9 protein-coding genes are annotated in these 12,133 nt (G+C 72.4%); 4 read left to right on the top strand and 5 right to left on the bottom strand.

The window, feature by feature from the left end:
* Positions 1-20 precede the first annotated feature (20 nt).
* Positions 21-1,388, bottom strand: coding sequence for a carotenoid oxygenase family protein (locus ACFU9P_RS25745; RefSeq protein ID WP_384084943.1), 1,368 nt, complete (start codon positions 1,386-1,388; stop codon positions 21-23).
* Positions 1,389-1,485: 97 nt separating this feature from the next.
* Positions 1,486-2,172, bottom strand: a complete 687-nt coding sequence (locus tag ACFU9P_RS25740) for a GDSL-type esterase/lipase family protein (RefSeq protein WP_384085415.1) — start codon at positions 2,170-2,172, stop codon at positions 1,486-1,488.
* A gap of 120 nt (positions 2,173-2,292) precedes the next feature.
* Between ACFU9P_RS25740 and ACFU9P_RS25735 the strand changes: the two genes are divergently transcribed.
* Positions 2,293-3,369, top strand: a complete 1,077-nt coding sequence (locus ACFU9P_RS25735; RefSeq protein WP_384084940.1) for a WD40 repeat domain-containing protein — start codon at positions 2,293-2,295, stop codon at positions 3,367-3,369.
* A gap of 78 nt (positions 3,370-3,447) precedes the next feature.
* Here the strand turns inward: ACFU9P_RS25735 and serC are convergent, their stop codons facing one another.
* The gene (gene serC, locus ACFU9P_RS25730) at positions 3,448-4,566 is read right to left on the bottom strand and encodes a phosphoserine transaminase (protein ID WP_384084937.1); all 1,119 of its coding nucleotides are present in this window, start codon (positions 4,564-4,566) and stop codon (positions 3,448-3,450) included.
* A 228-nt stretch (positions 4,567-4,794) separates the two neighbouring features.
* A complete protein-coding gene (locus ACFU9P_RS25725) occupies positions 4,795-5,463 on the bottom strand; it encodes an ATP/GTP-binding protein (protein ID WP_376377414.1) in 669 nt (222 codons plus the stop codon).
* Between the two features lie 301 nt (positions 5,464-5,764).
* On the opposite strand from ACFU9P_RS25725, the gene ACFU9P_RS25720 reads away from it, so the two are divergent.
* The gene (locus tag ACFU9P_RS25720; protein WP_384084934.1) at positions 5,765-8,725 is read left to right on the top strand and encodes an FAD-binding and (Fe-S)-binding domain-containing protein; all 2,961 of its coding nucleotides are present in this window, start codon (positions 5,765-5,767) and stop codon (positions 8,723-8,725) included.
* A gap of 109 nt (positions 8,726-8,834) precedes the next feature.
* On the opposite strand, the gene ACFU9P_RS25715 is transcribed toward ACFU9P_RS25720, so the two are convergent.
* Positions 8,835-9,962 carry an alpha/beta fold hydrolase gene (locus tag ACFU9P_RS25715; RefSeq protein ID WP_384084931.1) on the bottom strand — a complete coding sequence of 376 codons (1,128 nt, stop codon included), beginning with the start codon at positions 9,960-9,962 and terminating at the stop codon, positions 8,835-8,837.
* Between the two features lie 177 nt (positions 9,963-10,139).
* Between ACFU9P_RS25715 and ACFU9P_RS25710 the strand changes: the two genes are divergently transcribed.
* A complete protein-coding gene (locus tag ACFU9P_RS25710; protein ID WP_384085413.1) occupies positions 10,140-11,165 on the top strand; it encodes a DMT family transporter in 1,026 nt (341 codons plus the stop codon).
* An 80-nt stretch (positions 11,166-11,245) separates the two neighbouring features.
* A complete protein-coding gene (locus ACFU9P_RS25705) occupies positions 11,246-12,049 on the top strand; it encodes a TIGR03084 family metal-binding protein (protein WP_384084928.1) in 804 nt (267 codons plus the stop codon).
* The last annotated feature ends 84 nt before the right edge of the window (positions 12,050-12,133 follow it).

The following is a 12,133-nucleotide window of genomic DNA, read 5'->3' as shown; positions in this document are numbered from 1 at the left end:
GCCCGCGACGCGCGCGAGTTCTACGCGTCCGGTATCCAGCTCCCGTGGAAGCCCAGCGGCACCCGTCCCGGCAGATGGATCCGGGCCACCGGCTCGCCCGTGAAGTCCTGCGCGGCGAGGATCACCAGGTCGGCCGCGCCCCGCTCGGGGTTGTGCACATAGGCGAGCGTGTAACCGTCGTCCTCGGCGCCCTTGCCGACGCCGCTGCCCCTGTCCCGGGACGCGCTCTCAAGAGACGGCACGAACACCGCCTCGCCCGCCGCCGCGCCCCGCTCGAAGCGGTGCACCTCGGTGGTGCCCCGGAGCAGGTCGTGCTTGATCAGCGCATTGCTGAACGCCCGGTCCTGCGGCACCCCGTCGGCCGTCAGATACGCCTGCCACATCTCCGCCGCCGACGCCGCATAGGCGTACCGGTGCCGCCGCGACACCAGCCCCTCGTGCACCCGCGGGAACTCCTGCGGCCGGTCGTCGAGCGTGCGCCTGCGGACCCGGCCGGCCGCCAGATCGACGGTCCAGCGCTCCAGTTCGGGCGTGCCCAGGGCGGAGGGACCGCCGGTGCCCCGGCCCGCCGTGTAGAAGGGCGCGGGCATGGTGGTGAGGTCGACGACCACCGACGTGCCCTCGTCGTAGGCGTTGAGCGTGTGCGAGTAGAAGGCCGGGGGCACCTCGAACCAGCGGATCCGGCCGCCCTCGCGCGGCATCACCCCGACCCGCGCCGGGTGCCGGTCGTTCCAGACGTACGGTACGAGCGCGCCAGCCTCGGCGGCGGCCGGGTCGAAGGTCACCGGCATGTCGAAGACGACGACGTACTTCCTGGTCAGCGCGAAGTCATGCATCATCGGGCTGTCGGCGACGGGGATCCTGGTCGTCCGCGCGACCCGGCCCGTACGGTCCACGACGAGGTGCCGGACATGGTCCCAGACCGGGTAGTACGTGATGGCGTGCAGCTCGTCGGCCTCGGCGTCGAACTTGGTGTGCGCGGTGAACGCGCCGTCGAGGGTGCCACGGAAGTCGTACGGACGGACCGTGTTCAGCTCCTCGTCGAGTTCGTACGGCGTCGGCCCGCTCTCCTGCACCGCCAGGACGCGGCCGTGGTACGGGATGACATGGGTGTTCGCGGCGAAGTCGTCCGGCGGGACCGGGCCTTCGTACGGTTCGCCCAGCTTGCCGGCGACGGCGGCGGACCGTACCCAGCGGTTGCGGTACCACTCGGCGCGGCCGTTGCGCAGGCGGACGCCGTGGACCATGCCGTCGCCGAGCATCCAGTGGTGCGCGCGGGGGTCCTCAAGGCCGAGGACATTGGGGCCGTTGCGGAGATAGCGCCCGTTCAGCTCGCGCGGTATCCGGCCGGTGACGGGCAGGCCGAACGCGGTGAGTTCCTCGGTCACCGGCGCGAACGCGCCTTCCAGGAGGGTGGTGCCGGCCCCCGTGCCGACGGGGTGACGGCCGTCACCGATCCGCGCCTCCCCCCCCTGGCCGGCGCGCTCAGTCGTGCCTCTCGTACGGCGCGCCCAGCCCCCACGCCTGGTGCATCGCGTCGGCGAAGGCGCCCGCGAGTTTGTGTTCGCCCGAGGGTGCCGGGTGCGTGCCGTCGTAGGTGTCCGTGTGGATGTCGTACGCCGCCGGGCGCGAGGCCAGCAGCAGCGGGGAGCCGGGCCGGTCCAGGTCGGCGACCGCCTTGCCGAGCAGTTCGTTGAAGCGGCCGACCTCGGCGGCGAAGGCCGGGTCGGACTCCGCCCTGATATTCGGGATGACCGGCAGGAACACGGCCCGGATACGCGGATTCGCCGCGCGGGCCTCGGCGATGAACGCGCGGGCGTTGCGCTCGGTCCGCGCGCTGTCCGTATAGAAACCGAGGTCGATCAGCCCCAGCGAGACCAGCAGGACGCCGGCCCGCCAGGACCGTACCGCCTCGCCGATCAGCGGCCACATGTGGTGAAACCCCACACCCCAGCCGGCAAGGTGGTGGCGCGCGTCGGCCGGGAAGTCCGGGGCGCCGTACGCGTACGAGACGGGCGCGCCGGCCTCGGGGTCGTACAGCTCCGTACGGGGGCCGACGATCCGGTACGGGCCGCCGAAGGCCGCTTCGAGGTGCTGCCACATCCGGTAGCGCCAGGTGATGTCACCGGCGCGGCCGATGGTCATGGAGTCACCGACGAACAGGAAACGCATCCGGACATCATGGCCGAACCGCCGGTCCTGGTGGCCGGTGCGGGCCGGGACATCCCGGGACATGCCCTGGATATCCGTACGGACGCCCGGTGCGCGGCGGCGGGGTGGCAGGCTGGTGGCATGCCTTCGCTTCCGCGCCCTTCCGGCCTGCGTCTTTCCGGTGCCGTCGCCGCCGCCCTCCTCGCGGCCGCCGCCACCGTCGTACCGCTGGGCATGCCCGCCGCCTCCGCCTCCGCCGCCGACGGGCAGCCCGAGCAGACGCCCGACCGGACCTTCACCATCAAGGATCCGCGGATCGTCGAGTCCAGCGGGCTGGCCGCCAGCCGGCTCCACCCCGGCATCTACTGGACGCACAACGACAGCGACGACGGGCCCTATGTGTTCGCGGTGGACTCACGGACCGGTGAGACGGTGGCGACGATCACCATGCAGGGCGTGGGTGAACCAAGGGATGTAGAGGCGATCTCTATTGGTTCCGATGGAAATGTGTATGTCGGCGACATAGGCGACAACCTCGACGGGAGCTGGGACCATGTGTGGATCTACCGCTTCCCCGAGCCCAGGCAGTTGAAGGACACCACGGTGCGGGCGACGCAGTTCACCGTCACCTACGCGGACGGCCCGCGCAACGCCGAGGCGCTGATGGTCCACCCCACCACCGGCCGCGTCTATATCGCCTCGAAGAACGACAACGGCGGCGGGCTGTACGAGGGCCCGGCCCGGCTGTCCTCGTCCGGCAAGAACGTGTTCCGGCGGATCGGCGAGGTGCCATGGGTGACGGACGGGGCGTTCTCGCCGGACGGCAAGGAGCTGGTGCTCCGCTCGTACTTCAGCGCCCGTGCCTATGAGTGGAAGAACGGCGCGCTCGGCGCGGACCACGCGGTGCGCGCGCCCTTCCAGGCCCAGGCCGAGTCGGTGACGTACACGGCGGACGGCAAGGCGCTGATGTTCGGCTCGGAGGGCAAGAACAGCGAGGTCGTACGGGAAGACTTGAACAACGGCAACGGCAAGGGTGACGACTCCGCCGACTCCCCTTCCCGGGAAGGCGGTTCCAGCACCTCGGGCACCAGCTCGGGCAGCGACGCCGGCGCGTCCGGCAGCGGCGGATCCAAGGGCAGCGCCACCCTGGGGGCGTTCATCCTCGCGGGCGGCGCGGCGCTGTTCTTCGGCTTCCGGCGGCTGCGCAAGAAGGGCTGAAGCGCAAGAAGGGCTGACCCCGGGCCGACAACGCGAAGGGCCCCGGCGCGAGGTGCGTCGGGGCCCGGAAACAGCAGCTCAGAGGCGTTCGATCACATAGTCGATGCACTCCGTCAGCGCCGCCACATCCGCCGGGTCGACCGCCGGGAACATCGCCACCCGGAGCTGGTTGCGCCCCAGCTTGCGGTACGGCTCGGTGTCGACGATGCCGTTGGCGCGCAGCGCCTTGGCGACCGCCGCCGCGTCGATCTCGTCCGCGAAGTCGATGGTGCCGATGACCTGCGAGCGCTTCGACGGGTCGACCACGAACGGCGTCGCGTACTTGGACGCCTCGGCCCACCCGTACAGCGTCCGCGCCGAGGTGGCCGTACGCCGGACCGACCAGTCCAGACCGCCCTGCGAGTTGAGCCAGATGAGCTGCTCGTTGAGCAGGAAGAGCGTGGCCAGCGCGGGGGTGTTGTACGTCTGGTTCTTCAGCGAGTTGTCGATAGCGGTCGGCAGCGAGAAGAACTCGGGCACATGCCGACCCGAACCGTGGACCCGCGCGGCGCGCTCCAGCGCGGCCGGGGAGAAGACGCCGATCCACAGGCCGCCGTCGGAGGCGAAGGACTTCTGCGGGGCGAAGTAGTAGACGTCCGACTCGGTGATGTCGACGGGCAGGCCGCCCGCGCCCGAGGTCGCGTCGACCAGCACCAGCGCGCCCTCGTCCGCGCCCGCGACCCGCTCGACCGGGGCCGCGACGCCCGTGGAGGTCTCGTTGTGGGTGAGGGCGTAGACATCGACGCCCGGCTCCGCCACCGGGTCCGGGTGCGTACCGGCGTCGCTGCTGATGATGGTCGGCTCGGCCAGCCAGGGGGCGAGCTTCGACGCCTTGGCGAACTTGGAGGAGAACTCGCCGAAGGACAGGTGCTGCGACTTGTTCTCGATCAGACCGTGCGTCGCGATGTCCCAGAAGGCGGTGGAGCCGCCGTTGCCCAGGATCACCTCGTACCCCTCGGGCAGCGCGAAGAGGTTCCGTACACCCTCGCGCACCGAGCCCACCAGGTTCTTCACCGGGGCCTGGCGGTGGGACGTACCGAGGAGGGAGGTACCGGTGGCGGCCAGCGCGTCCACCGCCTCCGTCCGCACTTTGGAGGGGCCTGCGCCGAAACGGCCGTCGGCGGGCTTGATGTCAGCGGGAATCTGGATATCGGCCACGGCCCCGGAGCCTAGTCCCTCCGCCCGGGCGGAGGGGAACGGTGTCCGTCGGATGAGACGCCGGTCAGGAGGCCGGCCGGGGGTTCTCAAGAGCCTTTCGAGGGCCTCTCAAGGGGGCAGCGGGGCCTGCCAGGGCCAGCCGGCGCGTGGCCGATCTTCACCCTCAGGGAGGACGGCGTCACCCGCGCGCAGGGGGGACGGCGTCACCCGTGCTCAAGGAGCACGGCGTCACCCCGCGCTCAGCTCGCCGGCTTCCTTCTCCTTCTCCGCCGCCCGCTTGGAGGCCAGCTCGTACAGGTACTGCACCAGCGTGATCAGGACGTACTTGCTGGACGAGCGGTCCCGCGCGTCGCACTCCACGAGCGGTACGTCCGGAGCCAGTGCCAGCGCCGCGCGGATCTGGTCCACCGCGTGGAAGGGCCCGCCGAAGTCGTTGCACGCCACGATGAAGGGCGTGCCGTGGTGCTCCAGCCGGTCGAGGGCGTACCAGGCGTCGGGGAGCCGGCGGGTGTCGACCAGCACGACCGCGCCCAGGGTCCCGGAGAAGAGCCGCTCCCACAGGAACCAGAAGCGCTCCTGGCCCGGGGCGCCGAACAGATACAGCACCGACCGCTCGTCCAGGGAGATCCGGCCGAAGTCGAAGGCGACGGTGGTCGAGTTCTTCCTGCGGAGCCCTTCGAGATCGGGGAGTACGTCGACGCCCTCGCCCGCGCGGGTCATCGACATCGTCTCCTCGGTGTTGAGGGGACGGATCTCGCTGACGGAGCGGACCATGGTCGTCTTGCCGACCCCGAAGCCGCCCACGATGACGATCTTCAGGGCGTTGTCGACGGTCCTGGCCAGCGCCGGGACGGCCGGGGGATGACCTGTGGACCGTTCAGAGGTTGCGGAGTCCAACGCGCACCTGCTTCGGGATGTCGGGACCGGGAAGTCGCTGATTGTGGGGGGCTGCGACGAGCGGCGGGGAAGAGCTGGAGCGAGCTGGAACGGACGGGGGAGAGCTGGGACGAGCTTGGGTGAAGCAGCGGCGATCCCGTGGTGACGGACTCGGAATCTGTTGAATATTGCTCAAACGGTGGCCACTATATGAGATTTGACGATCAGTTTGGGAGCTTCCTGTTCGGTTTTCTTCCACGGTCTGCGCGCGACGGGCACAGAAAAGCCTGGGTCGGGACAAAGTGCGGGGCATCCTGGACATATGGCTGAGCCGGAAACGCACCCAGCGACCACACCGACCACACCGACCGCGGCGACCACACCGACCACGAGGGCGGCGGCCTCGGCGGCCACGGCACTGGCCCGGGCGCTGAGAGCGGCCGTACGCGGCGAGGTGGAGTTCGGCGCGGCGGCCCGCGCCCTGACCACCATGGACGCGTCCAACTACCGCCGGGTCCCGGTCGGGGTCGTCGCCCCGCGCGATGCGGCGGATGTGGCGGCGGCGCTGGCGGTCTGCCGGGAGCACGGCGTACCGGTCGTACCGCGCGGCGCGGGCACCTCGATCGCCGGGAACGCCACGGGCGTCGGGGTGGTCCTCGACCTCACCCGCCACCTCGGCTCCCTCGTGTCCCTGGACGCGGAGACCCGTACCGCCGTCGTCCAGCCCGGCATCGTCCTCGACGATCTGCGGGCCGCGGCACGCCCGTACGGACTGACCTTCGGCCCCGATCCGTCCACGCACAGCCGTTGCACCCTCGGCGGGATGATCGGCAACAACGCCTGCGGCTCGCACTCCGTGGCCTGGGGGACGACCGCCGACAATGTGCGCCAGCTGTCCGTCATGACGTACGGCGGGGACACCCTGCGCCTCGGCCGCGGCTGGGCCGGCGCCCCCGCCGGACTGCGCGAGCTGGTCGAGGGCAGTCTCGCGCCGCTGCGCACCGGCTTTCCCGCCGGGCTGCCCCGGCTGATCTCCGGTTACGCCCTGAACGCGCTGCTCCCCGAGGCCGGCACCGACCTGGCCCGCGCCTTCTGCGGCAGCGAGGGCACGCTCGGGGTGGTCACCGAGGCGTCCGTACGGCTGGTCGAGGCGCCCGCCGCGCGCGCCCTCGCCGTCCTCGGCTACCCGGACGAGAGCGCCGCCGCCGAGGCCGCGTCCGGGCTGCTGCCGTACGGTCCGCTGACCGTTGAGGGCATGGCCGAGGACCTCGTACGGGTGCGGGGAGCGGGCGGGGGAGCGGGCCGGGGCGGGAACGATCTGCCGCGCGGCGGGGCCTGGCTCTTCGTGGAGACCGGCGGCGCGACCCCCGCCGAGGCACGGGCCGCCGCCATGACCGTCCTGGGCGCGGCCGACCCGTTCGACGGCACGGTCGTGGACGACCAAGCCGGGCAGCGGGCCCTCTGGCGGGTACGGGAGGACGCGGCCGGCACCGCCACCCGGATGTCCGACGGCAGCGAGGCATGGCCGGGCTGGGAGGACTGCGCGGTGCCGCCCGCCCGGCTCGGACCGTACCTCCGCGACTTCCGCACACTGCTGTCCGAGCACGGCCTGCGCGGCACGCCGTACGGGCACTTCGGCGACGGCTGCATCCATGTCCGTATCGACTTCGACCTGATCAGCCGGGACGGCGTCCGGCGCTTCCGGGAGTTCTCGCGGGAGGCCGCCGCGCTGGTGGTCGCGCACGGCGGCTCGCTGTCCGGGGAGCACGGCGACGGACTGGCGCGCTCGGAGCTGCTGACGACGATGTACGGGGACGAACTGACCGGGCTCTTCCGGCAGTTCAAGGACGTGTGGGACCCGGCGGGCGGGATGAACCCGGGCGTCATCGCCCGGCCCGCCGCGCTCGACGAGAATCTGCGCTTCTCCGTGCTGCCGCGCGAACGGGTCGAGGTCGCCTTCGGCTATCCGCACGACGGGCCGCGGGGCGGGGACTTCTCGGCGGCCGTGCGCAGGTGCGTCGGGGTGGCCAAGTGCCGGGTGGCGGGGCCGGGTTCGGGGCCCGGGGTGATGTGCCCCTCGTACCGTGCGACGGGCGAGGAGCAGCACTCCACGCGCGGGCGCGCGCGGCTGCTGCACGAGATGCTCGCGGGCGAGGTCGTCACGGACGGCTGGCGCTCGGAGGAGGTACGGGAGGCGCTCGACCTGTGCCTGTCCTGCAAGGGGTGCCGCAGCGACTGCCCGGTGGGCGTGGACATGGCCACGTACAAGGCGGAGTTCCTGCACCACCACTACAAGGGACGGCGGCGGCCCGCCGCGCACTACACGATGGGGCGGCTGCCGCAGTGGCTGCGCGCGGCGGCGCCCTTCGCGCGGGTCCTGAACGCGGCGGCGCGGGTGCCGCCGCTGGCGGGCCTTGCCAAGCGGCTCGGCGGCATCGCTCCGGAACGTACGATTCCGCGCCTGGCGCCCGAGACCTTCGGGCGCTGGCTGCGGCAGCACACCAAGGACAGGACGGAGGTCCTCGCGCACGGCCGGGCGGCGATCCTGTGGCCCGACACCTTCACCGAGCATCTGTCGCCGACGGTGGGGCGGGCGGCGGTACGGGTCATGGAGGCGGCCGGGGTCGGGGTGGTGCTGCCGCCGCAGGGCAGGCGGGTGTGCTGCGGGCTGACGTACGTCTCGACGGGCCAGCTCGACCGGGCCCGTACGGTGATGCGCCGCACCCTGGACCGGATGGAACCCCTGCTCGACCTGGACCTTCCGGTCGTCGTCCTGGAACCGAGCTGTGCCGCCACCCTCACGACCGACCTGCCGGAGCTGCTCGCGGACGACCCGCGCGCGGCGCGGCTGGCCGCTTCCGTACGGACCTTCGCCCAGGCGCTGGAGGAGTGCGCCCCGGGCTGGGCGCCCCCGAGGATCGACCGCCCGGTCACCGGCCAGACCCACTGCCACCAGCACGCGGTCCTGGGCGACACGGCGGAGCGACGGCTGCGCGAACGGGCGGGCCTGGTTGGCGAGTTGCAGGGCGGCTGCTGCGGCCTGGCGGGCAACTTCGGCTTCGAGAACGGCCATTACGAGGTGTCGACGGCCTGCGCGGAGGACCAGTTGCTGCCGGCGGTACGGGCGGCGGAGCCGGGGACGGCCGTCCTGGCGGACGGCTACTCGTGCCGTACGCAACTGGCGGAGCTGGGAGGTTATCGGGCGAGGCATTTGGCGGAGGTGCTGGCGGAGGGACTTCCGGAGAGGCTGCCGGAGGGGCTTCCGGACGCCTCTCCGAGCTGATGGCGGGGGCTGATGCCGGGGGCCGGTATGCGCCGGTACACATACGGCCCCGCCCGGCTGTCCCTTCCCCATGGCGGGCGGGACAGACGGGCGGGGCGCGGACGGCCGGTCAGCCGGCGGTGGGGCGGTGTTTGCGGGTTGCCGCCACCAGGGCCGCACCTGCCATGAGAGCCGCACCCGCGAGGCCCGCCGTGCCCGGGCGCGGGGAGTCGGCGGAGCCCGTGGGGCCGGCGGGGCCGCCGGGTCCGGTGGCGCCCGTGGAGCCGGTGGCGGCGAGGGTTCTGGCCGGATCCTTGGTGGCGGGCCGGAGGGACGGCTGGAGGCGGGCCGCGGCCAGGATGAGGTCCGTGACGGCCTTGGGGTGGGTGAGCATCGCGAGGTGCGGGGCGTCGATCTCGACGGTGTGCGAGTGGGCCCGTTCGGCTTCGAAGCGTTCCAGTTCGGGCGAGATGGTCTTGTCCGCGGTGGAGACCATGGCCCAGGAGGGGATGGTCCGCCAGGCGGCGGGCCCCGCTGTGTCGGCGAACGCCTGGGCGGCGATGGGGCGCTGACTGGCCGCCAGTACCGCCGTCGTGGCCGCCGGGAGGGACGCCGCGAACACCGGCCGGAAACGGTCGGCCTTGATGTAGAGGTCGGTGGCGGTGGACCCGTCGGGCAGCGTGAACGGTACGGACTTGAGGGCCGGGGTGAGTTCGCTGCCCGGGAACTTCGCGGACAGCACCGAGAGGACCTCGCCCTTGTCGGGCATCAGCGCGTTGATGTACACGAGCGCCTTGACCTGCGGATTGCCGACCGCGGCGCCGCTGATGACCGCGCCCGCGTACGAGTGGCCGACCAGGACGATCGGGCCTTTGATGCTCCTGAGGACGCTGGCGATGTACGCGGCGTCGCCGTGCAGGCCGCGCAGCGGATTGGCGGGGGCCATGACGCGGTAACCGTCGTTCTGGAGGCGCGGTACGACCTCGCGCCAGCTCGACGCGTCGGCGAAGGCGCCGTGCACGAGCACGATGGTCGGCTTGTCGGTACTGCCGCGGTGGGCCGCGGCGGGCAGGGCGCCGGCGGCGGGGGCGGTGCCCGCGAGTGCTGTCGCGGTGAGCGCCGCGGCCAGCGCGTACCCGCGGCGCGAACGTATCCGAGGACCAGGACGCGCGGGACACGCGGGCCGCGCAGGCCGCGCACCTTTCCGAGGGCCGGAACCCGGAGGTATCCACGGGCCGGGAGCGGACGGCATGGCCATGTCGGTCTCCTCTGGGAGGCGGATGGGGTCGGCATCAGTGTTGCCAGGTCAGCGGGGGCGGGGCGCGCGGTGAGCGGCATGTGGGTGACGGGGCCGAGTGGAGTACAGTGTGTTAGACCTGAAGTCTATTGAAGTGCACCAGCTGATTCTTCTGAACCGGGTGTGCACCAGGGGAGGATTCCGGTGGAAGAGCCGCGTACGACTACGGCTGCCGCCACTCCGAGCGCGCCGACCGTGTCGGCTGTCACGGGCGTGCCGGATGCGGGGGGTGGCGGGCTCGCCGTCGGGCCCGTTGCGCTGGTGGTGGCGGGCGGGCTCTCCGTACAGTTCGGGGCCGCCATCGCCGTACTCCTCATGCCCCGCACCGGGGCCCTCGGGGTCGTCTCGCTGCGGCTCGCGCTCGCCGCGGCCGTCCTGCTGGTGGTGTGCAGGCCCGCGGTGCGCGGGCACTCGCGCGCCGACTGGGGTACGGTCATCGCCTTCGGCGCCGTGATGGCCGCCATGAACGCGCTCTTCTACCAGGCGGCCGACCGTATCCCGCTGGGCGCGGCCGTCACCCTCGAAGTCCTCGGCCCGCTCGCGCTCTCGGTGTTCGTCTCCCGGCGGCTGGTCAATGTGCTCTGGGCCGGTCTGGCGCTCGGTGGTGTGCTGCTGCTGAGCGGTGGCGGGTTCGACCGGCTGGACCCCATAGGCGCGGCCTTCGCGGTGTTGGCGGGCGCCATGTGGGCGGCCTACATAGTTTTCAGCGCGCGGACCGGCCGACGCTTTCCGCAGGCCGACGGGCTGGCGCTGGCGATGACGGTGGCCGCACTGCTCGCGCTGCCGATGGGGGTCGTCGAGTCGGGTTCCAAGCTGCTGGTGCCTTCGACGCTGGGTCTTGCCCTCGCGGTCGCGGTGATGTCCTCCGTCCTGCCGTACACCCTCGAACTGCTCGCCCTGCGGCGGCTGCCCGCGCCCACCTTCGCCGTCCTGATGAGCCTGGAACCGGCCATCGCGGCGACCGCGGGGTTCCTCCTGCTGAGCCAGGCGCTCTCCGCCACCGACGCGCTGGCGATCGCGCTGGTCATCGCGGCGAGCATGGGCGCGGTACGGACACAGGTCGGTGGCAAGGGTGCTGGGAAGGGCGTGCGGGGCGGGGGGAAGCGTGCGCAGCGCGAGCGGTCCGCGCGGGGCGGGGGGAGCGGGGGGAGCGGGCGGGGGTAAACCAAGCACGCTTGCTTGTTTCTCCGGGCGCTGCCATGCTCCGGGCACGCACACCGCCGTGTCCCGAGGGGAGCGCATCCGTGTCCGCACCCGGCTCTGCCGCAGTGGTCGAGTTGCTGGGCGATCTGCGCGACGAGAGCGAGGAACTCGACCGGCTGGTCGCCCCTTTGGGGCCCGAGGGCTGGCGGCTCGCGACCCCGTCACCCGGCTGGTCCATCGCCCATCAGATCGCGCATCTCGCGTGGACGGACCGGGCGGCGCTGCTGGCAGCCACCGATCCGGAGGCGTTCGCGGGGGAGCCGGGCAAGGCTCTCGCGGGTTCCGGGTCCGGCGTCGACGAGGCAGCGGCGGCGGGCGCGGAGCTTCCGCCGACCGAGCTGCTGTACCGGTGGCGTGACGGCCGTGCACGGCTGCGCGATGCCTTGCTGGGGGCGGCGCCGGGTGCGCGTTTTCCGTGGTTCGGGCCGCCGATGAGCGCCGCGTCGATGGTCACCGCGCGGCTGATGGAAACGTGGGCGCACGGCCAGGACATCGCGGACGCGCTGAACGTACGGCGCGAGCCGACGGCACGGCTGCGGCATGTGGCGTGGATCGGCGTACGGGCCCGGGACTACGCCTACCTCGTACGCGGCGAGCAGCCGCCCGCCGACCCCTTCCGCGTCGAACTGACCGGCCCGGCCGGGGAGTTCTGGACGTACGGCCCGGAAGACGCGCCCCAGCGGGTGACCGGCCCGGCGCTGGACTTCTGCCTGCTGGCCACGCAACGGGCGCACCGCGCGGATCTGGCCGTACGAGCGGAGGGCCCGGACGCGGATCACTGGCTGGACATCGCGCAAGCCTTCGCGGGCCCGGCGGGCGAGGGCCGCGCGCCCAAGGGGGCGTGATGGTGGCGGAACACATGGGCGCCGACACCATATGGGCAGGGCACATGTCGGCCGACCACATGTGGTCCGGCCATATGTCTCCTG

Origin of the sequence: Streptomyces sp. NPDC057617 (assembly GCF_042800555.1) — a bacterium.
Classification (GTDB): Bacteria; Actinomycetota; Actinomycetes; order Streptomycetales; family Streptomycetaceae; genus Streptomyces.
The sequence above is the reverse complement of the archived record's forward strand: the minus strand, read 5'-3'. Positions and strand labels throughout refer to the sequence as shown.